The 21,045-nt window shown below is 66.1% G+C and carries 22 protein-coding genes; 12 read left to right on the forward strand and 10 right to left on the reverse strand.

The genetic code is table 11. The annotated features are described in order from the left end of the window. Window position 1 precedes the first annotated feature (1 nt). Both ACQP2D_RS14500 and ACQP2D_RS14505 read right to left on the reverse strand, forming a co-directional pair. On the reverse strand, window positions 2-172 hold the full coding sequence (locus ACQP2D_RS14500) for a hypothetical protein (RefSeq protein ID WP_433684214.1): 171 nt from the start codon (window positions 170-172) through the stop codon (window positions 2-4). Between the two features lie 58 nt (window positions 173-230). Continuing rightward, window positions 231-446 carry a hypothetical protein gene (locus ACQP2D_RS14505; protein WP_433684215.1) on the reverse strand — a complete coding sequence of 72 codons (216 nt, stop codon included), beginning with the start codon at window positions 444-446 and terminating at the stop codon, window positions 231-233. 177 nt (window positions 447-623) lie between these two features. Between ACQP2D_RS14505 and ACQP2D_RS14510 the strand changes: the two genes are divergently transcribed. The 3 genes from ACQP2D_RS14510 to ACQP2D_RS14520 all read left to right on the forward strand — a co-directional run bounded on the left by ACQP2D_RS14510 (window position 624) and on the right by ACQP2D_RS14520 (window position 2,346). After that, window positions 624-1,325: an SDR family oxidoreductase gene (locus ACQP2D_RS14510; RefSeq protein ID WP_433684216.1), complete on the forward strand. Its 702-nt coding sequence runs from the start codon at window positions 624-626 to the stop codon at window positions 1,323-1,325. A gap of 28 nt (window positions 1,326-1,353) precedes the next feature. Continuing rightward, window positions 1,354-1,776 carry a tautomerase family protein gene (locus ACQP2D_RS14515; protein ID WP_433684217.1) on the forward strand — a complete coding sequence of 141 codons (423 nt, stop codon included), beginning with the start codon at window positions 1,354-1,356 and terminating at the stop codon, window positions 1,774-1,776. A gap of 180 nt (window positions 1,777-1,956) precedes the next feature. Beyond that, entirely contained in the window at window positions 1,957-2,346 is a 390-nt protein-coding gene (locus ACQP2D_RS14520) for an endo alpha-1,4 polygalactosaminidase (protein WP_433684218.1), read from the forward strand. Here the strand turns inward: ACQP2D_RS14520 and ACQP2D_RS14525 are convergent. Beyond that, on the reverse strand, window positions 2,300-3,013 hold the full coding sequence (locus ACQP2D_RS14525; protein ID WP_433684219.1) for a hypothetical protein: 714 nt from the start codon (window positions 3,011-3,013) through the stop codon (window positions 2,300-2,302). The genes ACQP2D_RS14520 and ACQP2D_RS14525 overlap by 47 nt on opposite strands. A 223-nt stretch (window positions 3,014-3,236) precedes the next feature. Then, window positions 3,237-6,653: a protein kinase domain-containing protein gene (locus ACQP2D_RS14530; RefSeq protein WP_433684220.1), complete on the reverse strand. Its 3,417-nt coding sequence runs from the start codon at window positions 6,651-6,653 to the stop codon at window positions 3,237-3,239. Window positions 6,654-6,839: 186 nt separating this feature from the next. On the opposite strand from ACQP2D_RS14530, the gene ACQP2D_RS14535 reads away from it, so the two are divergent. Then, window positions 6,840-7,364, forward strand: a complete 525-nt coding sequence (locus ACQP2D_RS14535; RefSeq protein WP_433684221.1) for a VOC family protein — start codon at window positions 6,840-6,842, stop codon at window positions 7,362-7,364. Window positions 7,365-7,413: 49 nt separating this feature from the next. Here ACQP2D_RS14535 and mftR read toward each other — a convergent pair whose 3' ends face one another. Beyond that, on the reverse strand, window positions 7,414-8,025 hold the full coding sequence (mftR, locus tag ACQP2D_RS14540; protein ID WP_433684222.1) for a mycofactocin system transcriptional regulator: 612 nt from the start codon (window positions 8,023-8,025) through the stop codon (window positions 7,414-7,416). Between the two features lie 71 nt (window positions 8,026-8,096). Here mftR and mftA point away from each other — a divergent pair, with 71 nt between their 5' ends. The 5 genes from mftA to ACQP2D_RS14565 all read left to right on the forward strand — a co-directional run bounded on the left by mftA (window position 8,097) and on the right by ACQP2D_RS14565 (window position 12,320). Next, window positions 8,097-8,210 (forward strand): mycofactocin precursor MftA, encoded by a 114-nt coding sequence (gene mftA, locus ACQP2D_RS14545; RefSeq protein WP_433684223.1) that lies wholly within the window; start codon window positions 8,097-8,099, stop codon window positions 8,208-8,210. A gap of 4 nt (window positions 8,211-8,214) precedes the next feature. After that, window positions 8,215-8,508 (forward strand): mycofactocin biosynthesis chaperone MftB, encoded by a 294-nt coding sequence (gene mftB, locus ACQP2D_RS14550; RefSeq protein WP_433684224.1) that lies wholly within the window; start codon window positions 8,215-8,217, stop codon window positions 8,506-8,508. Further along, on the forward strand, window positions 8,505-9,674 hold the full coding sequence (gene mftC, locus ACQP2D_RS14555; RefSeq protein ID WP_433684225.1) for a mycofactocin radical SAM maturase: 1,170 nt from the start codon (window positions 8,505-8,507) through the stop codon (window positions 9,672-9,674). Before mftB ends, mftC begins: the two co-directional genes overlap by 4 nt. 14 nt (window positions 9,675-9,688) lie before the next feature. Further along, entirely contained in the window at window positions 9,689-11,014 is a 1,326-nt protein-coding gene (gene mftF, locus ACQP2D_RS14560; protein ID WP_433684226.1) for a mycofactocin biosynthesis glycosyltransferase MftF, read from the forward strand. Window positions 11,015-11,372: 358 nt separating this feature from the next. Continuing rightward, complete coding sequence (locus ACQP2D_RS14565) at window positions 11,373-12,320, forward strand: undecaprenyl-diphosphate phosphatase (RefSeq protein ID WP_433684227.1); 948 nt, start codon at window positions 11,373-11,375, stop codon at window positions 12,318-12,320. A 129-nt stretch (window positions 12,321-12,449) separates the two neighbouring features. Here ACQP2D_RS14565 and ACQP2D_RS14570 read toward each other — a convergent pair whose 3' ends face one another. Next, on the reverse strand, window positions 12,450-14,045 hold the full coding sequence (locus ACQP2D_RS14570) for a GMC oxidoreductase (RefSeq protein ID WP_433684228.1): 1,596 nt from the start codon (window positions 14,043-14,045) through the stop codon (window positions 12,450-12,452). A gap of 224 nt (window positions 14,046-14,269) precedes the next feature. Here ACQP2D_RS14570 and ACQP2D_RS14575 point away from each other — a divergent pair, with 224 nt between their 5' ends. Beyond that, the gene (locus ACQP2D_RS14575; protein ID WP_433684229.1) at window positions 14,270-14,740 is read left to right on the forward strand and encodes a MarR family winged helix-turn-helix transcriptional regulator; all 471 of its coding nucleotides are present in this window, start codon (window positions 14,270-14,272) and stop codon (window positions 14,738-14,740) included. Between the two features lie 365 nt (window positions 14,741-15,105). Here ACQP2D_RS14575 and ACQP2D_RS14580 read toward each other — a convergent pair whose 3' ends face one another. Together ACQP2D_RS14580 and ACQP2D_RS14585 are read right to left on the reverse strand one after the other, a co-directional pair. Next, window positions 15,106-15,438: a hypothetical protein gene (locus ACQP2D_RS14580; RefSeq protein ID WP_433684230.1), complete on the reverse strand. Its 333-nt coding sequence runs from the start codon at window positions 15,436-15,438 to the stop codon at window positions 15,106-15,108. Window positions 15,439-15,580: 142 nt separating this feature from the next. Beyond that, window positions 15,581-16,120 (reverse strand): MarR family winged helix-turn-helix transcriptional regulator, encoded by a 540-nt coding sequence (locus ACQP2D_RS14585; protein WP_433684231.1) that lies wholly within the window; start codon window positions 16,118-16,120, stop codon window positions 15,581-15,583. 19 nt (window positions 16,121-16,139) lie between these two features. On the opposite strand from ACQP2D_RS14585, the gene ACQP2D_RS14590 reads away from it, so the two are divergent. Continuing rightward, window positions 16,140-17,648, forward strand: a complete 1,509-nt coding sequence (locus tag ACQP2D_RS14590; protein WP_433684232.1) for an MFS transporter — start codon at window positions 16,140-16,142, stop codon at window positions 17,646-17,648. Between the two features lie 151 nt (window positions 17,649-17,799). Here ACQP2D_RS14590 and ACQP2D_RS14595 read toward each other — a convergent pair whose 3' ends face one another. Next, the gene (locus tag ACQP2D_RS14595) at window positions 17,800-18,447 is read right to left on the reverse strand and encodes a DUF305 domain-containing protein (protein ID WP_433684233.1); all 648 of its coding nucleotides are present in this window, start codon (window positions 18,445-18,447) and stop codon (window positions 17,800-17,802) included. Further along, window positions 18,444-20,015 (reverse strand): LVIVD repeat-containing protein, encoded by a 1,572-nt coding sequence (locus ACQP2D_RS14600; RefSeq protein WP_433684234.1) that lies wholly within the window; start codon window positions 20,013-20,015, stop codon window positions 18,444-18,446. Before ACQP2D_RS14600 ends, ACQP2D_RS14595 begins: the two co-directional genes overlap by 4 nt. A gap of 297 nt (window positions 20,016-20,312) precedes the next feature. Between ACQP2D_RS14600 and ACQP2D_RS14605 the strand changes: the two genes are divergently transcribed. Next, window positions 20,313-20,870, forward strand: a complete 558-nt coding sequence (locus ACQP2D_RS14605; protein WP_433684235.1) for a TetR family transcriptional regulator — start codon at window positions 20,313-20,315, stop codon at window positions 20,868-20,870. The last annotated feature ends 175 nt before the right edge of the window (window positions 20,871-21,045 follow it).

The following is a 21,045-nucleotide window of genomic DNA, read 5'->3' on the forward strand; positions in this document are numbered from 1 at the left end:
GTCATGCGGGGCCAGAACGCTGGTGACCGCCGCCCTGCGCGGTGTGGCCACCGACGAAGTGCAGACATCGGTGAAGCATCTTGCGCCGCAGGGTGCGGCGGGCATTCCGGGTGTTGACCGCGGCTGTGCCCCACAGGATTTCCAGCGCGGCGCCGATCTCGGTGTCGGACACCGACGTCAGTGGGCGGCTCAGTGCGAACAGTCCGTCGAAGCCCCGGCCATCGACCTGGTCAACGGTCTTGACGGCGATGCTGTAGGCGGCGGGTGTTCGCCGAGCGGATCGTGTTCAGGAACTCCTCGGCCGATGCCCTCAGGGTTCGGCCTGCGGCGGTCCGGATCCGGCGCCTTGGGCAGAGCTGCCGAACGTGGCCGACTACGCCTTCCTCGATGATCCGGAAGAACGGGTCCAGGGCGCGGAAGTCGCCGAGATCACCGATCTGGTTCATCGGGCGGCCGCGGTGATCCAGGCCGCCGCGGTGCGGCGGGCGAAGTCTTCCGCCGAGCGATCGTGCGCTGACGGGCGGCGAATGCACATGCCGTGCCACCCTCCTGTCGCCGCATCGAAGTGTTGGCTATAGTTATATATAGTCAGCTAGGCCGTGAACGAATAAAGGAAGGCAGACATGACAAGAATCGAAGGCGCTATCGCCCTGGTGACCGGCGGGCAGCGGGGCCTCGGCCGCGCGTTCACCGAGGAATTGCTGGCGCGCGGCGCGGCCAAGGTCTACGTCACCGCCCGCAAGCCCGGCGCGGCCGATGACTCCCGCATCGTCCCGCTCGAATTGGAGGTTACCGACCCGGATTCGGTTGCGGCCGTCTCGGATCGGGCCACTGATGTGAACATCGTCATCAACAACGCGGGTGTACTGCGCCCGGCGCCGCTACTGCAGGCCGAAATGGCCGATGTCGTCGAAACATTCGAGACCAACGTCTTCGGACCGCTACGCATCGCCCAGGCTTTCGCTCCCATCCTCGCCGCCAATGGTGGTGGCGCACTGGTCGATATCCACTCAGTGCTGTCCTGGAGTTCCGGGGCCGCGGCCTACGGTGCGTCGAAGGCCGCCCTGTGGTCTCTGACCAACTCCCTGCGCATCGAACTGGCCGCGCAGGGCACCCAGGTCGTCGGTGTCCACCTCGGCTTCGCCGAGACCGACATGGTCAAGGCCATCGATACCGTGAAACTCAGCCCTGCCACGGTCGCCGCGGCACTCGTCGATGGCCTGGAACAGGGTGCGAACGAAGTCCTCGTCGATGAGTTCACCCGGCAGGTGAAGGCCACCCTGTCCGGTCCCGTCGAAAACCTCGTCCTTCCCTTCCGTCGCTGAGACACCGGTTCGCCCAAAGGAATTCACCATGCCGCTCTGGCAGATTTACCACCCTGCGACCACCTACACCGCCGTGGACAAGCAGAACTTCGCCCAGGACATCACTGCCTACTACACCCGCGTCGGCCTCCCGGAGTTCTACGCCGTAGTCCTCTTCCACGAACTGCCCACCGACTCCTTCTATGTCGGCGGCAAACCCACCGCCGCCTCGGTGCGCATCACCATCGACCACCTCGCCCGTCAACTCGACGACCCTGAAATGCGAAAACGCATGATCCGCGGCCTCGACACCCTCATGGCTCCCTACACGCACGACCGCGGCCTGTACCTCGAATTCAATATCAACGAGGTCCCGCGCGACACTTGGATGATCTCCGGGCTCTTCCCGCCGCCGATCGGTAGCGATATCGAGCAGGTCTGGGCCAAGGAGAACAAGCCCATCCCGTACTGAAGCCGGCGACGGCACCTGTCGACGGTTTCCAGACGCAACCCGGCGAGCGTGAGCTATAGCTGTGTCAGCGACATGACCTCATCCTCATCGGAGGTGACAGCCGTCCGGTGATCGACGAGGACGGGCCCGACGAGCTGATTGTCGACACCTCGACAGCGGCGAAGCGGACCCAGCTCGGCAGTGTCATCGGCGACGGTCAGCGTTTGCGCCACACAGGGATTCCACGCTTTGGAATTCGACGATCTCGATTCCTCCAGCCGCTCGCGCGGCGAACTCACCGCCGCCGACAACCTGGAACTCGCGGCGGCACCGACAAGCACGGCGCATGCCGCCGGCCTGCTCGCCGGCCAGATGAATTCCGCCGAACTCAGCGAACAAGGCAGGCGGCAAGCGCGTTGCACACCAGATGCCGTGTGCGCCAGACCTGATCGGCCCCGATCCACCGTCATTCGCGATAGTCAACTGGTGACGCCGGGCACCTCGGGGTACTTCCATCGCACTTGTTGGACGAGTCGTCCGTTCGTCACCGGTTTACGACGCTCTTCGCGCCCACCATGCGCACCATGCTGAGAATCGGGAGGCCGATCACCAAATGTTCGACCGCGGTGGAGATACCCACCCAGAGGTGGCTCGACAGTGCCAGTGGAATGATCACTGCCGCGGCGGTAAGGATTCCCACGATCCAGCTGAAGAACAATTCCGGTGACGGAGTGCCCAGGCGCAGCAGATACCAGAGCACACCGGCCAGCGACGCGCAGATGAAGGCCACGACCGCGAACCAGTACGCGTCCTGGGCCATCGGGTTCCACACCCCGAACTTGCCGCTTTCTGTCACCCGGTTGGCGATGATCTCGATGATCCAGGCGCACAGCCAGGCCGCGAGCGCGGTCACCACCGCCGCCGCGAACACACCACCAGCGAACGTACCGATGTTGACGTCCGGCCCCTGCTGCGGTCGAGACTGCCGGTCGGGATAACCGGACTGCTGATACGTGCTGTATCCCTGGTCGTGGCGGTATCCCCGGTCTTGGTGGTATTCCTGGTCTTGGTGGTATCCCCGGTCTTGGCCGTATCCGTGATCCTGGCTGTATCCGTGATCCTGGCTGTATCCGTGATCCTGGCTATACGCGGGGTCGCGGTAGTTCCCTGGCTGATAACCGGTTTCGTAACGTGCAGTGTGCTGGTCGCGCGGATCCCTGGAGTTCAACCGCCGATCACCTCCGTCGAGAGCATGCATGTGCGTCGAGTGTAGGGCGACCGCGAACAGGCCGCTGCCCACTTGTCTGTTCCAGCCCTACGTCACTCGGGGTCGGCACAGCTTGCCATACGCCATCTGCGGTAGGAGCTTCTGTCCTACACGTCGCGACCAAAGGTGTGGCAACGTCGAAAGCAACACCGACTTGCGAGTCGCTGCGATCCGACCGAACTCACCGGTGCCCGCCGCTGATCCACGCGAGCCCTCAGTCGTCGAGAACCATGGTCAAGAAGGCCTGCGGGATCTGCGGCCATTCGTCGCGCCAATTGCCTTCGCGCAGATCGTGTTCGAGTCCGCGGAGCAGGGATCGCAGCCACGGGCCTTCGTCGCGCAGTGGCCGGATCAGGACGGTGTCGGCGCAGGTGGCCAGTACCGGCATGAGGGCATCTCGGGCTTGGTCGGTCTGTCCGGCTGCCGCGAGGCAGGACGCGAGCAGGAGTTCGGCGTCGAGAGCGGCTCGCGGTCGGCGGGCGGGGTCGATGGAATCGCGCAGCGCGCGAGCCCGGACGCAGGCGGTGGTGATCAGTGCGGGGTCTTCGGTCCGCAGCAGTGTCCGGATCGCGGAGTTCTCGCCCAGTTCGGCGGTGATGATCGCGATGGCGCTGTCGCTGGTCGGCTGCACCATGGCGGCCGTCGACGCGGTCGCGAGGCCGAGCCGGACCTGTTCATTGGTGATGCGCGCGGCCAGTCGCGGCAGGGACAAGGCCTTCGCGGTTCTCGCGCCGTCCGCCAGCCGCTGCGCCGCGCCCTCGAGATCGCCGCGCACCGCCTTGATGCGGGCGCCGGTCGCGTAGCTCGCCACCATGAAGTCCACTGGGCCGCCGCCGATTCCGAGTTCGACGGCCTGATCGAGCAGCTGCTCGGCGGCGTCGAGCTCATCGCGTTCGTAGAGCAGCTCACCGAGCAGCGAACTCGCCAGTCGCGCCGCGTAGGACCGGGTGCCGGAGGCGTCGACGGCAATCTGGAGGGCGGTGCGGAAGCTGTGCTCCGCGGCGGCGATATCGAGTAATTCGCGCTCGGCGAGGCCGATCAGGCAGTGGCTGTAGACCAGGCTGAACGTTGCGCCGGCCTGCTGGTGGTAGGGCGCGGCCCAGTGGTGCCACGCCCGCGCTCGGTCGAAATCGAAGCGGTCGGTCGCCAGAAACGCCGCGAAAGCCGCCGCCGCGGACAGCGCCCACGGTGACAGTGTGTCGGTTCGCTTCAGACAGTCGGTCACCACGGCGTCGATACCCTCGACCTGATCGGCCAGTGCGCGTTCGGAACAGCCGATCAGGTCCGCTTCGGCGGTGAGTGTCGGATCCGGTGCCGCGTCCAATGCCGTCCGGGCCAGGCGCAGCGCGGTATGCAGTTCGGTCGGACGACGCAGTATCGCGTAGGTCCAGGCGAGGGCGACCTGAAGTCGAGCCCGGGTCGAGGTGAGCCGAGGCGGAAGTTTGGCGACCAGCCCTTGCAATGTCGACAGCTGGGCATGTTCGACGAGATCCATGGCTCGGGCTTCGAGGAGGTCCACCGCGTAGTCGTCGTCGCCGGAGGCCAGCGCGTGATCGACTGCCTCACTGAGCATGCCGTGCTCGGCGAACCAGGCGGCAGCGGTGCGGTGCAGGTCGGCAACCCGCTCGGGGCGGTCACGTGCGAGTCGCTGGCGCAGGAATTCGACGAACAGTTGGTCGTAGTGGAACCATTCACCGTCCTCGTCGATACGGTGTAGGAACAGATTTCGCCGTTCGATACTTTCCAGCAGCGCCTGCCCGTGCTGCTGTCCGGTCAGCGCCGCGGCGAGGTCACCGGAGATCCGTTCGGGCAGTGCGGTTTCCAGCAGGGCATCGAACAATTCGGGATCCACCGTGTCGAGTACGTTCTCCGCCAGATATTCGGCGATGGCTTGATGTCGCCCCGATAGGTGGTCGATGAGCGTGGTGGGATCGCGGTGTTCGCGCAGCGACAGTGAGGCGAGTTGCAGTGCCGCGATCCATCCTTCGGTGCCGGTGCGCAATGCGGCGACCTCATCGTCGTCCAGGGCGAAGCCACCGAGTCCGACCAGTAGCGAGCCCACCTCGGACTCATCGAAACGCATTGCGGTGGAATCTATTTCGATGAGTTCATGGCGAACTCGCATGGTGGCGACCGGTATTCCCTCCAATGACCTGCTGGTGACGATGATCTGCAGGTGATGGCAGCCGTTCTCCAGCAGGAAACGCAGGGCCGCCACCGCGTCGGGATCGGTGACCCGATCCCAGTCGTCGATCACCACGGCCACTCGTTGGCGCTGTTCGTGGATGTCGTTGATCAGTGTGGTGAGCACATAGCGGGCGGACTGCTCGCCCTCTTCCTCGAGTATTCGGCCCAGTGCGGGTGCCAGTTCCGGCCGCACCCGGTGGATCGCCTCGATCAGGTGGGCGAGGAACCATACGACATTGTTGTCGTCGTCGGCGGCGTTCAACCAGGCGACCGCCACCTGCTGGTCCTCATGCAGGAATTTGGCCCACTGTGCGGCCAAGGTGCTCTTGCCGAATCCCGCGGGCGCGTGGATGACGATCAGACGCCGCCGATGGTCGGCTCGCATCGCGTCGATCAGCCTGTCTCGCTGGACCATTCGGCGCCCGGACATGGTCGGACGGAATTTGGTTTCCGGGCTGGCCGGTGTCGGCCGTCCGGACGATATCCGGTCGGGCGCGATCGACGCCGCGGCGGTGGCGTCCGACGGGGTGCCGGTGGCCGCGGTGTCGATGGGGCTGACACTCGGCAGCGTCATGTCCTGAACGGGCACGCCGTTGGCGCGCTGGATCGCCCGCAATGACTCACCGAATTCCGCGGCGGACTGCGGGCGGTCCGCCGGGTTGTGCGACATGCTGGCCTCGATGGCGGTGCATACGTCCTCCGGGATGCCCTCCGGGCGCAGATTCGGCAGCGGTTCGGCGGCAATGCGCAGGAATTGCGCGACCACCTGCTCGCCCGAGCGGCGTTCGTAGGCGGCGTGGCCGGTGATCATGCAGAACAGGGTCGCGCCGAGTCCGTAGACGTCCGAAGCCACCGACGAGTCGCCCGATTGCAGGACCTCCGGAGCGGTGAATGCGGGGGAGCCGGTGACCACGCCGGTCGTGGTTTCGAAGCCGCCCGTGACGCGCGCGATGCCGAAATCGGTGAGTTGGGGCTCGTCGTAGTCGGTCAGCAGGACATTGCCCGGCTTGATATCGCGGTGCAGGATCCCGGCCCGATGTGCCGTCTCGAGGGCGCCCGCCAGTTTGATCGCGATTCGCAATGCCTCCGCAAGCGGTAAGTGCCCCGCAGTCCGGATACGGTCCTCCAGCGAACCACGGGCGTGATACGGCATCACCAGATAGGGACGCCCGCTGCGGGTGGTGCCGACCTCGAGGATGTGCACGATATTGGGATGCCCGGACAGCGCGCCCATCGCCTGCTGCTCGCGCAGGAATCGTTCGGAACTCTCCGTCTCGAACTCGCCCGAGGTGAGGATTTTGACCGCGACGTCGCGGTGTAATGCCTGTTGCCGACAGCGATAGACCACACCGAATCCGCCACGGCCGACCAGTTGCGGATCGTCGAGACCCGTGCCGGCCAGTTCCTTGTCGATATCCGGCGGCCGGTTGGTCTGTGTTGCCATGGGATCGCCCTCGGCCATGTGCTGCTCGGTGTCGTTGGTCCGCGGTGCTACCGCGCTGGCTTCTCAGTTTATGCCTGGCGAACTCCGGAATCGCGATATCGACCGCCCAGTGGGCGGGTCTCTTGTGGCGGGTGCGCGATCATGGTCGGCTCATCACAGTGACCGCGTCGAAAAGGAGCCGCCCCCATGCCTATTCAGCGACTGAACCATGCCGTCCTGTACGTCTCCGATGTGGAGCGCTCGGCCGCCTTCTACGGTGAGGTCCTCGGGTTCCGGCGGATCGGCGGGTTCCCCGGCGGTGTGTTCCTGCAGGCCGCGGGCTCGGCCAATGACCATGACCTGGGGCTGTTCCAGTCCTCGGATCCGGCCGTCGCGCACCGCACCGGCCGGGTCGGGCTCTACCACCTGGCTTGGGAGGTGGATACGCTGCGCGAACTGGGGCGGGTCAGGGATGTGCTGCGCGATGCCGCGGCGCTGACCGGAGCCTCCGATCACGGGTGCACGAAGGCGGTGTACGGGTCGGATCCCGACGGCATCGAATTCGAGGTGTGCTGGCTGGTGCCGGATGCGGCGGTCGGGCCGGCGCTGGAGGAGATGACCGCGCCGACCCGGCCACTCGATCTGCCGGCCGAGATCGCCCGGTACGGGGCGGACACAGCCGGCGGGCCTCGGACAGATCATGCGATCTGGCGGCGCTTCCTCGCGGATTAGCCCGAAATCGTGGATCAGCTCTGTGCGCAGGCCGGTATGTCGCCGAATCTTATTCGGCGTCCGTAAATCCGCTGGCGAGACCGCGCAATGCGCGATCCAGCGTGGCGGGGAGATCGGTGTCGGGGATGGCCAGCCAAGTGTCGTAGGCGGCGATGGCGACGCCGAGCGCCGAATAGCCGAGGGCCTGCGGCATGAGATCCTGTGGCGATACCCCGAGCCGGGCGGCGGCGAATTCGGCGACGACGTCGCGCCACTCGCGGTACCGCAGTGTCGAATGCGCCTGCAGGGCCGGGACCGTGAGGATCAGGCGCATGCGCTGTCGGTGCCGGGGCAGTTCCGCGGCGTCGAAGCGGTTGAAATCCACCACGACGGTGCGAACCGCGTCCATGATCGGCTGGTCGGCGGGACAGCCGGCGAACCGATCGCGCATCACCCGCAACTGTTCGCTGAAGTCACCCCAGACGACATCGTTCTTGGATTCGAAGTAGCGGAAGAACGTGCGCTTGGTAATGCCGACCGCGCCGGCGATGTCCTCGACCGTGGTCGCATCGAATCCATTGCGCTCGAAGAGTTCGAAAGCGGCATGTTCCAACTCGATCGCGCTGGTCGAGGGGCGTCTTCCGCGCCGGTTGCGCTGCTCGGCCGCCCGCTGAGCGATCATTGCCCTTCCATTTCGACACTCGGTGACATTATGCTCCTGATCACAGATCCGCCTTTCGATAGGAGCATGTCATGCGCCGAGTGGAAACCGAGCCGACCGCTACCCGCACCGACGACGACACCGCCGTCGAAACGGACCTCCTGGTGGAGGATGTCTCGATCGACGGCATGTGCGGTGTCTACTGAGACCATGCCCTTCGACCCGGCCCGCCCGTACGCACTGGCGGCATCGGTGTCGTTGCGGCCCGAACGGTTCGGTGCCCTGCTGTACGACTTCGGGACGCGCCGACTCTCCTTCCTCAAGTCCCCCTTGCTGGTATCGGTCGTGCGGGAGCTGGCGCATCAGCCCGACGTGACCGCCGCGCTCGCGATGGCCGGGGTCCCGGCCGCGGAACACGACCGCTATCTGCGTGCGCTTGCCGGATTGTCCGAGGCGGGCACCATCCGGCTCCGTGCGGTCGACTGCGGACAGGAACGATCATGAAACTGGTAGAGCACTTCGAACACGGCCTGGACGCGCCGATCTGTCTGACCTGGGAGCTGACCTACGCCTGCAATCTGGCATGTGAGCACTGTCTGTCCTCGTCGGGGCGGCGTGATCCACGCGAGCTCAGTACCGCCGAATGCCGGGCGGTCATCGATGAGCTGCAGCGCATGCAGGTGTTCTACGTCAATATCGGCGGCGGTGAGCCGACCATCCGGCCGGACTTCTGGGAACTGCTCGACTACGCGATCGACCACCAGGTCGGAGTCAAGTTCTCCACCAATGGAATTCGGATCACCCCCGAGCGCGCGCGACGGCTCGCGGCCACCGATTACGTGGACGTCCAGATCTCCATCGACGGCGCCACCGCCGAGGTCAATGACGCGGTCCGCGGTCCCGGCTCGTTCGCCATGGCCCACCGGGCCATGCGAAACCTCGCCGACGCGGGCTTCGAGAACTTCAAGATCTCGGTGGTCATGACCCGCCACAATGTGGCCCAACTCGACGAATTCAAGGCCATCGCAGATGAATTCGGCGCCCAGCTGCGCATTACCCGGCTGCGTCCGTCCGGGCGGGGCGCGGATGTCTGGAACGACCTGCACCCCACCACGGACCAGCAACTGCGGATCTACGACTGGCTGGTTGCCAATGGTGAAAAGGTGCTGACCGGCGACTCCTTCTTCCATCTCAACGCCCTCGGCTCGACACCGCTGCCCGGGTTGAATCTGTGCGGCGCGGGCCGGGTGGTCTGCCTGATCGACCCCGTCGGTGATGTCTACGCCTGCCCGTTCGCCATCCACGACGAATTCCTCGCGGGCAATGTCCGCGATCCGGGTGGATTCCAAACCGTGTGGCGCACTTCGGAATTGTTCACCGAGCTGCGCAAGCCGCAGACCGGCGGCGCGTGCGTATCGTGCTCTGCGTACGACGCGTGCAAGGGCGGCTGCATGGCCGCGAAGTTCTTCACCGGACTGCCGCTGGACGGCCCGGACCCCGAATGTGTGCGCGGCAATGCCGAACTGGCGCTCGCCGCGGCGGGCGCACCGCCGCAGCCGGATAAGGATCATTCCCGCACCGGCAGGCGACCGGTGACGCTCGGGTTGCCGTCCGTCGCCCGCATCCCGGACCGCGCCTGCGATACCAGTCCCGTGGCGGGCCTGCACTGATCGAGTTCGATGTCGTGACGGTCCGGCTGCGCTTGGATACGCGGGTGCGTCGGTTTCAGGGCGGGCGGATCCTCTTGGGCGGTGCACCGCTTCGGCTGCTTCGCCTCGGTCCGGCAGGGGTCGAGTGTATCGATGCGTGGTCGGCGGGTGAGCCGGTCGGGGCGCGGCCGCACGAGCAGGCGCTGGCCCGCCGATTGCTGGACGCCGGGATCATGCACCCCGTACCGGACGGGGGAGCTCTTACCCGCGATGATGTGACCCTGGTCGTGCCGGTGAAGAACAATGCGGTCGGCCTCGAGCGATTGTTCGCCGCGAGTGCGGATCTGGCGCATCGCGTCGTCGTCGATGACGGATCGTCGGTACCGCTGCCGGAAGCGACTGTCCGCCACCGTGACTCGCGTGGACCGGCGGCAGCGCGGAATGCCGGTTGGCGGCTTGCCGGTACCGCATTGATCGCCTTTCTCGACTCGGACACCATCCCCGATCGAGGCTGGTTGGACAGTGTGCTCCCGCTGTTCGACGACCCGTCGGTGGCCGCCGTCGCGCCCCGGGTCCGGTCATTGCCCGATGGACCGCTCGGGCGATACGAGATGGACCGTTCGAGCCTGGATATGGGACCGGAACCGGCCACCGTGCGCCACGACGGCCGGGTCCGGTATGTGCCCACCGCCGCGCTGGTGGTCCGCCGCTCGGACCTGGAGGCCATTGGCGGATTCGACGAAGACTTGCGCTTCGGCGAGGATGTCGACCTGGTGTGGCGACTGCTTGCCACCGGAAAAACCATGCGCTATCAGCCCTTTTCGATTGTCCGCCACGCGCCGCGCAGCACCGTGCGCGCATGGCTGCGCCAGCAATACGACTACGGCACCTCGGCGGCGCCGCTCGCGGCCCGGCATCCCGGGCGGCTCGGTTGCGCCCATCTGCCGAAAGTATTCGCCGCACAATGCGCGCTGGTGCTCACCGGACATCCCGCGGTGGCCGCGGCGTCAGGAATCCTGGAGGCCGGACGGTCGGCGCACCGCCTGCACGGGCACGGCATACCGGTGCGGCCGGCATTCACCGTCGCGGCTGCCGGACAATTCGCGCTCATTCGGCAGGTCGCCGATGCGTTGCGTCGGGTGTGGTGGCCGTTGGCATTGCTGAGCCGTCGCGGCCGCGCGGTGCTGGCGGCGGCCGTGCTCTCGACGGCGGCCGCGGAGCTCGCGCGCGGCCGGAACCCGTGCCCGCGCATCGCCGCGGATCTCGCCTACGGCCTCGGCGTATGGGCGGGCTGCTTCCGGCATCGCAGGGCTGAACCATTACTGCCGCAACGCCATCGGTCCCGGGACGTGCCGAACTGAGACGTCGGCCGATGCCGACCACGCGACTCCGTAGGCCATTGTCGCTGTCCGGGTTTCGCTGACGGTCGCTCGGTCAGGGTAGCCCCGTTGTCGCCATACCGGATCGGCGGCCGAGTTCCTGGTCGACGAACCGCGCACACCGGTCATCAGAGCGATACACGTCCGCGGATTGCAACGGAACCGACATTCTGGCTGGAAGCATGGTTGCGGGAGAGGAGTTTCGGCTCCGCCCGCAGCGGTGCCGCGGTACCGGGTGTGGCCGGCGGGGGACTTGCCTACATGAGGCGAAAGCTACTCGGGCAGAGGGGGTTCGGGCCGGGGGCGCTGCGGGGTTGCTGATGTGTGCCGTGCGACACTCGTGACGATGCTCACTTACTTTCAAGCGACGGTCATCGGTGCGGTGCAGGGGATCACCGAACTGTTTCCCATCTCGAGCCTCGGGCACACGGTGCTCCTTGTCGCGTGGCTCGGCGGTGATTGGATGAAATTGGCCAGCCAGGGTGGCGAGTCCGCAACGCACACACCGTATCTGGCATTCGTCGTCGCATTGCATGTGGCGACGGCGCTGGCGCTGCTCGGCTATTACTGGCGCGATTGGTGTGCCATTGTGGCCGGCTTCATCACGACCTTGCGGACCAGGCGGCTCGACACCATTCCGCAGCGGCTGGCGTGGCTGATCGTGATCGCCACCGTCCCGGTCGGTGTTCTCGGACCGTTGCTGGACCATCCGCTGCACGCGTTGTTCGCGGCGCCGATCTACGCCAGCATCTTTCTGACGCTGAACGGCGTCGTACTGTTCGTCGGTGAGGGATTGCGCCGCCGCAATGAACCGACACTGGCGGAATACGGGCGTCGGTTCGCGCTACGGAGCCAGCACGGCGGCGTGCTGACCGCCGAAGCGGAAACGCGCCGCCAATCCGATCGACCACTGGCCGCACTCAGCTACGGTGATGCCGTTGGCATCGGTTTCGCCCAAGTCGGAGCGCTGCTGACCGGATTCAGTCGAGCGGGTCTGACGATGGTCGGCGGTTTGTGGCGTGGACTCGAACATGAGCATGCGGCGAAATTCGCCTTCTTGCTGGCCACTCCGGCGATCCTGGGTGCGGGGTTGCTGGAAATACCGGAACTGTTCGGGCCGCAGACCATCGGTATCCGGGGACCGGTGCTCGTCGGCGCCATTGCGTCCGGAGTGTCGTCGTGGCTGGCGGTGCGGTTCCTGGAACGGTATTTCCGAACCCACAAACTGCTGCCGTTCGCGTTGTACTGCGTTGTCGTCGGGACACTTTCGATCATCCGATTCAGCTGAATCTCTGCTGGTGCGACCCTGCCATGACGGCACCGGACGCTGGTTGTGGTTCGTCGGTGTCGGGCACCGGTGCCAGTTGAGATCCGGGGCCGCCACCGTCGAGGCGGCGGCCATCGACGGGCGGGACGGTCAGATGAGCGTGCCGATATCCTGCGCGGCGATCTTGTCGAGCGCGCGTTCGGCGACTGCGGCGATGGTCATCGACGGATTGCAGGCCGCGGTATTGCCGGGCATCAACGCGCCGTCGAGCACATACAGCCCGCGCTGGCCGTGCACCCGGCCCTCGAGATCGCAGACGGTGCCCATGCTCGCACCGCCCAGCGGATGCCAGGTGGACGGGAACAGCGCGTTGGTATCGATGAGAGTGCTGGCGGGTCCGGCGATCTGGTGCGCGGCGGGACCGATGTGGTTGTCCTGGATATGGGAGTCACCGTCCCACGGCCAGTGCAGGATCGCATCGTCGTTGGCCGAGTCGTAGACGAACCCGCCGCGTCCCTCGCTCACCCCGTACCCGACCATCATGGTGCTCGCGGCATCCATCGCCAGCGGCGGCATGGCCGCCTGGATCACCGTGAACGCGGCCCGCGGATCGTCCCAGTTCTTACTGCCATAGACCACGGGACCGCCCTGTTCCTCGCCGAAACGCTCGGTCGGATTCAGCCACACGTAGATCCGGTCGGCATTGGTGCCCCAGCCCAGACCGAGGGCGTCGGGCATATCCGGGATTTGCCCCTTGGCGGCGGCGCGCACCAGCAGCCGGGTGGTGTTGAGGCTGCCCGCCGCCATGACCAGGGCATTGGTCGTGATGATCTTGTTCTCCCGTACGGCTCCGGTCGTGTCGAGTCGCTCGACGTGTACCACCCAGCGTCCGTCGGGGGCGCGTTCGACATCGGTGACCTGGTGCAGCGTCTGGACCGTGACCCGACCGGTCGCTTCCGCCGCGGCGATATAGGTGACGTCGACCGAATTCTTGCCGCCGTTGTTCACGCCCATGGCCCCGTCACCATTGGTGTACGACGGCTTCATCTCACCGCGCAGTTCGGCCAGCGCGTAGTTCCAGTCGATCGGCATCGGGATCTTCGACAGCGGGAGCCCGGCCTCGCGCACATGTTCGGCGAAAATCCGCGAGGCGGTGTAGTTCGGACTGGAGACCAAGTCGTCGGGCGCGACCGCAATGCCGAGCATGCCCGCGACGCGCGGGTAGTGCACGCGATCCATGGTGGCCCAGTCGAGTTCCTGCGGAAGATTCGCATTGAATACCGCTTCTGTGGGCTGCAGCGACATGCCCTGGTAGATCAGGGATCCGCCACCCAGGCCCGCGGCGCACAGCGCGGTCATATTCTCCCCGGGAACCGCCTCGACCAATCCGGTATACGGCTCGAAAACCAGTGGCCGACCGAACAATTGGGGACTCGACCGATACCAGAGCACGCGCTTGTCCAGCGCCGATGCCCGGGGAAAGGTTTCCGAGTTCGGACCCGTCGGCCAGCGCATACCGCGTTCGAGCAGCAGCACCGGAACTCCGGCCTGGGCCAGGCGCAGGGCGGTCACGCCGCCGCCGAATCCGGATCCGATGACGACTACCCGGTGTTCCTCACGGGTGAGCGGGACGCTGTTGACCCGTGCCGCGATTCCGGTTGTGGGAGCGGTGGTTCGCGAGCACGCCAGCAGCACTCCGGCCGCGGCAGCCCCGGTCAACAGTGATCGGCGCGTGATTGATGCCATTCCAAACCTTCGTCGGTAGTCGTTACCCGCGGGAATTGCGGGTGGCCGCGGACATCGGATGTCCCGGCAGTGCGGTGCGGATTCGGCTACCGGACAGTAATGTCCGGTAGGGCTCGTAGTCTGCGGGAAACCGCAGTGGGCGTCAAGAGGGGCAGGCGTCGCTGTGCTATATCTGCACCACGGGTCCGGTCGCGGGCTGCTGCGCATCGGCGGGAAGGGTCGGGATGGATAAGCCAATCGATGAAATCGAGCTAGAGACCATGTTGCTCGGACGGCGGATGAACCCGGGCACCTCCCGCAGGCGCGAGGGCGCCCACATCGACCGGTACAGCTCCTATGTGCTGCTGAGCCGCATCGCGGTCGAGGGCCCGATGTCGGTCGGCCAACTCAGCGACGCCTTCGGCCTCGACTCGTCCACCGTGCACCGCCAGACGAACGCCATGCTCAGCGACGGACTCGTCGAACGCATCCCCGACCCCGAGGGCGGCATGGCCCGAAAGTTCCGCATTACCAACGAGGGTCAGCACCGACTCGAACTGGAACGCACCGCCAATATCGAGGGCCTCGGTGTCGTACTCGCCGACTGGACCCCCGAGGAAGTCGCCGGCTTCGCGGCCTACCTCCGCCGCTTCAATGCCGATATCGAGCGACTGGAGGGCCGCGCATGGCCCCGATCCGCACCCTCCGAGCGTTGATCGACGGGGAGGCTCGCCCTACCCGGTAACAGCTGGGTTCACCTGCATCGGTACCCCGTTCTTCCGCCAGACCTGAAGTCCACCTCCATGGCATTCCCTCCCTGGCATCAATGGCCATGTCCAGCAATGACTTTCGCTCAGTCCAGGAGCGGCTCCGGGGTGGGATGGTTGCCATCGCAGTAGTGGGACAGGTCGTCGACTCCGAAGTAGGTGGTCAGCATGTTCGCGTCGATCGAACAGGTGCCGGGAGCTGATCTGCGGGGCGGGCAACGATTTCGACGGCGGCGTCGGCCATGATCTCCGGGCCGCGCCCGGCGGCCAGCTGGTTCGCGCCGTCTTGGAGATCGGCGACCGCTGAGGTTGGTTTATGCGGGTTTCGCGGCAATCGTGATCACGGCGGCGGCTCGGTCGAGTGCTGCGGGGATGGTACCGCCGAGGTGGGTGACATCGGGTGTGATGACCGCATCGGCGGCCGTTGTGCGGACCGTGTTGATGAGCCGGGCTATCGGGTCATCCATTCTGCCGTTGCAGGTCACGGTCTTGGCAAGGGTGTAACCGAGGCGTCGCGCCAGACTGCGGATCTGGATCTCATCCCAGGCCTGGCGGGTGCCGGATACGTCGCTGCGCAGATATCCGATTGCGGTGCGGAAGGGCTTCATGGGCAGCTGGCCTTGATCAGCGAGTGTGTGGTCGGTCATTGCCGTGGTACCAGGAATTCATGGTCACGTCAGTGGTTGTGTCCACTCAGTGGGACAACTGCGCGAATCTGGGCGCCGAGCCCTGTAAGTGGATCCGAATTCCGGCCTCTCGGGTCCTGCGACCATCAGCTTGATCGTCTCGTCATCGATGAGGAAGTCGGCCGCTGGTGGTCGGTCGCGGCCATGGGCGGCCATCGAGCTGCTCGATGCTGCCGTTGAAACGCCGGAGGTAATCGGCGAAGGCGGCCACGTCCTGGGGCGTCCAGTCGTGCATGACGCATTCGAGGCCGCTGACGGTGGCCGCGCGTTCGGCCTCCAGCCGTTGCTCGCCCTCCGCGCTGGTGCGGAACTTGCGCGCCATACCGCCCTCGGGGTCGGGAATGCGTTCGACCAGTCCGTCGCGCAGCAGTGTGCCGATCTGGCGGCTCAGGGTGGATGCGTCGAGATGCAGGGCGTCGCTGAGCTGCCGGATGGACAGTGGGCCGTCGATCGCCAACCGGCTCAGGAGCAGGTAGGAGCTGCGTTCGAGCATTCCGTGCGCGCGGCGGCGTGAGCTGAGCTGATACCTGCTCAGCAGCATGGTTTCGAATTCGACCAGGTGTACGGGCTTATCCATGCCTTCCTTCCGTTCATCCGCCGCGCTGCGGGAGGTGCGGGCCGGAATTGCGCTGGAGATGTGCATCACTCGTACTCCTTGTACTATGCAATCAGCATGCATCATACATATTGATTGTATAGTGCAAATCAGATCGAGATCGAGGGAGATTCGCGTGGTCGAGCCCGACTCCGCCCGCCCGGGCGGCATCCTGGCGGTGTTGGCGACCGCCGGCATCGTCGCGTCGCTGACGCAGACGCTGGTGGTACCACTGCTCGGACAGCTGCCGCAGCTGCTGGGCACCACGGCGTCCAATGCCACCTGGGTGGTCACCGTGACCCTGCTCGTCGGCGCGGTGACCACACCGGTGGCCGGGCGGCTCGGCGATATGTACGGCAAGCGGCGCATTCTGCTGGCGTCGACAGTGCCGCTGGTCGTCGGTTCGGCGGTGTGCGCGACCGCGACCTCGCTCGCGCCGATGATCATCGGCCGCGGTCTGCAGGGCATGGGCGTCGGCATCGTGCCGCTCGGTATCAGCGCGCTGCGGGACCTACTGCCGCCGGAGCGGCTCGGTGCGGCCATCGCCCTGATCAGTTCGTCGCTGGGGATCGGCGCGGCGCTCGGTCTGCCGGTATCGGCCGCCGTTATCCAGTACAGCAATTGGCATGTGCTGTTCTGGGGTACGGCCGTGTTGGCCGCGGTCGTCGGTGCCTTGATCTTCGTGCTGATTCCGGATACCCCGTCCGCCGCCGCCCCGGGACGCTTCGACGCATTGGGCGCGATCGGGCTCGGCACCGGATTGGTCTGCCTGCTGCTCGCGGTATCGAAGGGTGCGGCGTGGGGCTGGACCAGCGGCAGCATCCTCGGACTCTTCGCCGCCGCGGTCGTGGTGCTCGCGATCTGGGGCTGGTGGGAGTTGCGCAACTCGGATCCACTGGTCGATCTGCGCGTGACCGCGCGGCCACAGGTGCTGTTGACCAATGCCGCATCGATCGTCATCGCGATGGCCATGTACGCGCAGGCTTTGCTCGTGCCCCAGTTGCTCCAACTGCCCGAGGCCACCGGCTATGGTCTGGGCCAGTCGATGATGGCGATGGGGCTGTGGATGGCCCCGTCCGGTCTGACGATGATGGTGATCTCACCCCTCGGCGCGAAGTTGTCGGCGGCGCGCGGCCCCAAGGTCACCTTGGTCACGGGCGGCCTCATCATCGCGCTCGGCTACGGAATCTCGATGGCGCTCATGGGTTCCCCGTGGGGTCTGCTGGTGGTGACCCTGGTGATCAGCACCGGCGTCGGATTCGCCTACGGCGCCATGCCGGCCCTGATCATGGGCGCGGTGCCGGTCTCGGAGACCGCGGCGGCCAATAGCTTCAATACGCTCATGCGCTCGGTCGGTACCTCGGTGGCGGCGGCCATGATCGGTGCGGTGCTGGCGCAAATGACCGTCACCATGGGCACCCACGCCATTCCGACCGAGAACGGGTTCCGCGTCGGCCTGCTGATCGGTTGCGGCGTAGCCCTGCTCGGCGCGGCGGTCGCACTGACCATTCCGGTCCGGCGCGCGGCCGTCGCGGACCGGATCGTCGACGAACCGAAGGTCGCGTCCCGGGTCTGAGCCCCAACTGTCGATCGCCAACATCATCGCATCCCGGCTGGAGACGGCATTGGCGGTCGGTGCGGACGCGGTCATCGATTCCTCGAAAGAGGATGTGCCGACGCGGCTTACCGCACTGCACGGTGTCGGGCGCAATGCGCTCGGCGCGTGTTCAGGATCGTGACAGCAGCAGACCCAGCACCCCGATTTCCCGGCTCTGAGTATCGAGCATGTCGCGCGCGGCCTGTTTGACAATGCCGCTGGACAATTGGCGCTCGGCGGCCTGAGCCATCTGAATGCCGCCGTAGTGATGGCGCCGCATCAATTGCAGGAAAAGCGATTCCGCGTCGGCGCCCCGGGCGGCGGCCAGGGCGTCGAGTTCGGCCTGGGTCGCCATGCCGGGCATCGCGGCGCTCGTCGTGGCCGCCGTGCTCGTTGCCGGACCGGTGTGGTGATGGTCGGTGGTCTCCGATCGGTCGGCGTACATCCATGCCATCGGCTGGGGGTTGATCGCGAGCGCTTCGGCCATGCGCAGCCAACCGAGCAACATCCCGATCTCGGTGCGCTGGGTATCCGAAATCTGTTGTGCCAGAGTACGTACCGTCGGGTTAATGCCCGAATCGAGCCGCTGCACCATGAGCAGGGCTTGATTGTGATGGGCGAGCATGTCCTGGGCGAAGCCGATTTCGGTGTCGGTGAGCACGGGTGGTGCGGGTCGGTCGTCGGCCGCCACCAATGGCCGCAGCGCCGCGCCGACCGCCAGCAGCAGTATTGCCAGGCAGCCGAGCGCGGCGGTCTCGACCCAACTTCGTCGGGTCATGAACCGATGGTCGATCGCTGGTCGGCGGGTGGGCGGTAGACGCCGGAATCAAATTGCAGCGCAAGGAATCCGTTGTCGGCACAGGTGGTCCACAACTGGTTGCCCCGCCATTCCGGAGCCGAGAAGCACCAGTCCGTGGACAGGTCACCGAAGGCGAGCATGCCGGACCGCGGACCGGTGGCCTGGGACAAATCGAACTGTCCCTGCAGCATGGTCTGGACCACCGTCGGCCCGGCGAGCAGCGGTGGGCCGATGATGGATGCGAGGGCGTGCGGTGAGTTCGTCAACTCGGTGTTGTGGCCGGTGCGGGCGGGTGGGTTGTAGTAGGCGATCTCGCGAATGGCGAACGGGTCGCGGACATCGAATACGCGGATGCCCGATGAGGTCCAGCTACAGGCCAATGCGGTCGGATTCGTCGGCCGATCGGCGGCGCAGTAGTGCGCGTCGTAGCCGAAGAGCGAACCGCCCGCGGCGGAAGCCATTGCGACGTCCTCGTTTTCGGGCAGATCGATTTCGAGTTTGATGGTGTTGACGATCCGCGGGTCTGCGCTATCGGTGACATCGATGAGCTTCACGCCGCCGGATCCGGCTTCGTTGGTGGCGAAGATGTAGGGCTTGCCGTCATAGCTGACCGGGATGTTGTGCTGGGTTGCCCATCCATCGGTCCATGTGATGTTGGCGAGCTGGCGCACCTGCGGATTCGGATCGCGGCGCTGTACGGCGCTGATATCCATGACCATGAGTCCGCCGAAGTTGTTCGCCAGGTACATAACGTTGCCGTCGGGGCTGAATCCGAAGCCGTGCATGGCGAATCCGGGCAGGTTCTGCCAGATGACGCGCGGGTTGGCGGGATCGGTGAGGTCCACGGCGCTGACGAGTCCGGGTGCGACGCCGGAACTCCAGTAGGTATTGCCGTCGGGGGAGAACCCGCCCTCGTGCGCGGTGATCGGCAGCGGCATATTCAGGCTGGTCCCCGGTCCCGGATTGAGCAGACGCGGATGGGCGCAATCGGAGATGTCGTAGACCGAAAGCAGACCGGCACCGGTCAGCACCGGCGCACCCGCGCCGACGAGCAGCTTTCGTTCGGCGTTGACCTTCAGACTTTCCCAGGTGCCCGCCAGCATCGCCGGTTCGTTCAGGGTCGCGGTGAGTACCGGCGCGGTGGGGTCGGAGATATCGAGAACCTGCACGCCCTGTTCGGGCCCGAGCAGATTGCCCGGGAAGAAGGTGCCGACATAGACGCAGTTCTCGAAGCTGACCGAGGAAATCGCGCCGCCGCGCCCGGAGTAGCCGCCGATCTGGCGCAGATTGCAGCGGTAGCCCTGGCTGCTGCGACCGCTATTACGGTCATCGGCCGGGACATCACCCTGCAGGCCGGATTCGGGGGACGCGTCGGGTTCGCATTCGGCGCGCGCCGCGGCGATATCGGTGAGGCCAGCGATTTCTTCGACGTGCCCGGACGCGCCGGACGGTGGTTGGGCGGCGAGTGTTCCGGTCGGCAGCAGCAGCGCCGCGGCCGCCGCGGTCACCAAAGAACGCCGGGTCCAGGGATGCAACGAAGATTTCATGGGAGCCCTCGGCGACGAGGGTTGCCTTTCGTGTGGTCGATACCGGATCGGCCGCGGTGCTCGTGATCGGCCGGTGCGCGGCCGCGGACGTCTGTTCGGATGCGCCTGCCGTGGTGTGGCGGTGCGAGTGGACATAGCCGGACTGTGTTGTCCGGTTGCCCGGCGGTAGTGTGCGCCACGGCATATTTGGGAGTCAAGGGGCGTCGGGGTCACACCTGCTCGTCGTGTCTGCGAGCTATGCGTCAGCATCGCCGCCGTCGCGGGAGCGGCACCGTTCGGTGCGGTAACGTTGCGACAATGACAGCCTCGGGTCGCGCGAACAGGGGGCCGAAGGCCGCGGCGGGCAATCGGGCAGCTCTCATTCGGGCGGCGCGGGACGTATTCGCGGAGAACGGTTTCGATGCCACGCTGAGTTCCATCGCGCGCACCGCCGGGGTCGGTCAGGGTGTGCTGTACCGGCACTTTCCGACCCGGGAGAGCTTGGCGCTCGCGGTATTCGAGGAGAACATCGCCGAGGTCGAAGAACTCGCGGCGAATCCGTCGACCACTGTCGACGATGTCCTCGCGGTCATTGTCGAGCAGATCACCAACTCGGCCGCTTTCGTGGCGATCATCGATCCCTCCGGAACCGACGATCCGCGCGTCGGCGAGGTGGCCGCGCGCCTGATGAGTCTGGTCGCGGACAAACTCGAGGACCCGGCCCAGCGCGGTTCGCTGCGCGCGGATGTCACGGCGGCGGACGTATTCATGGCCGTGGCGATGCTGGCCGCGATTCTGTTGAAGACCGACGGGCGGTCGAAACAGCAAATGGCGCAACAGGCTTGGGCGCTGTTGGAGCGCGGGCTGACTCGGTGATGCGGTTCTGTCGCCCGGCGTTCGCGGTTGCCGTTCGCCTCGAGCGATCCAACGGGGGCTGGCTGGCTCTGCAGCCGTCGCCGTGATCGGCCTGACTCCGCGACCCCTTCGCCGCCCCGGAACACTTGGTCAAACTGTGACTTGGGTCACAGTTTGGTAGCGGTTCGTCCCACCA

The sequence above is a fragment of the Nocardia sp. CA-119907 genome, assembly GCF_050955995.1.
Classification (GTDB): domain Bacteria; phylum Actinomycetota; class Actinomycetes; order Mycobacteriales; family Mycobacteriaceae; genus Nocardia.

Excerpts from the sequence above, each read along its gene's own strand:
- mftC (WP_433684225.1), top strand. The coding sequence starts at position 8,505 with ATGAAACTGGTAGAGCACTTCGAACACGGCCTGGACGCGCCGATCTGT.
- ACQP2D_RS14510 (WP_433684216.1), top strand. The coding sequence starts at position 624 with ATGACAAGAATCGAAGGCGCTATCGCCCTGGTGACCGGCGGGCAGCGG.
- ACQP2D_RS14570 (WP_433684228.1), bottom strand. The coding sequence starts at position 14,045 with ATGGCATCAATCACGCGCCGATCACTGTTGACCGGGGCTGCCGCGGCC.
- mftB (WP_433684224.1), top strand. The coding sequence starts at position 8,215 with ATGCCCTTCGACCCGGCCCGCCCGTACGCACTGGCGGCATCGGTGTCG.
- ACQP2D_RS14600 (WP_433684234.1), bottom strand. The coding sequence starts at position 20,015 with ATGAAATCTTCGTTGCATCCCTGGACCCGGCGTTCTTTGGTGACCGCG.
- ACQP2D_RS14515 (WP_433684217.1), top strand. The coding sequence starts at position 1,354 with ATGCCGCTCTGGCAGATTTACCACCCTGCGACCACCTACACCGCCGTG.
- ACQP2D_RS14605 (WP_433684235.1), top strand. The coding sequence starts at position 20,313 with ATGACAGCCTCGGGTCGCGCGAACAGGGGGCCGAAGGCCGCGGCGGGC.
- ACQP2D_RS14525 (WP_433684219.1), bottom strand. The coding sequence starts at position 3,013 with ATGCATGCTCTCGACGGAGGTGATCGGCGGTTGAACTCCAGGGATCCG.
- mftR (WP_433684222.1), bottom strand. The coding sequence starts at position 8,025 with ATGATCGCTCAGCGGGCGGCCGAGCAGCGCAACCGGCGCGGAAGACGC.
- ACQP2D_RS14580 (WP_433684230.1), bottom strand. The coding sequence starts at position 15,438 with ATGACCGACCACACACTCGCTGATCAAGGCCAGCTGCCCATGAAGCCC.
- ACQP2D_RS14575 (WP_433684229.1), top strand. The coding sequence starts at position 14,270 with ATGGATAAGCCAATCGATGAAATCGAGCTAGAGACCATGTTGCTCGGA.
- ACQP2D_RS14530 (WP_433684220.1), bottom strand. The coding sequence starts at position 6,653 with ATGGCAACACAGACCAACCGGCCGCCGGATATCGACAAGGAACTGGCC.
- mftA (WP_433684223.1), top strand. The coding sequence starts at position 8,097 with ATGCGCCGAGTGGAAACCGAGCCGACCGCTACCCGCACCGACGACGAC.
- ACQP2D_RS14505 (WP_433684215.1), bottom strand. The coding sequence starts at position 446 with ATGAACCAGATCGGTGATCTCGGCGACTTCCGCGCCCTGGACCCGTTC.
- ACQP2D_RS14595 (WP_433684233.1), bottom strand. The coding sequence starts at position 18,447 with ATGACCCGACGAAGTTGGGTCGAGACCGCCGCGCTCGGCTGCCTGGCA.
- ACQP2D_RS14535 (WP_433684221.1), top strand. The coding sequence starts at position 6,840 with ATGCCTATTCAGCGACTGAACCATGCCGTCCTGTACGTCTCCGATGTG.
- ACQP2D_RS14590 (WP_433684232.1), top strand. The coding sequence starts at position 16,140 with ATGCAATCAGCATGCATCATACATATTGATTGTATAGTGCAAATCAGA.
- ACQP2D_RS14585 (WP_433684231.1), bottom strand. The coding sequence starts at position 16,120 with ATGCACATCTCCAGCGCAATTCCGGCCCGCACCTCCCGCAGCGCGGCG.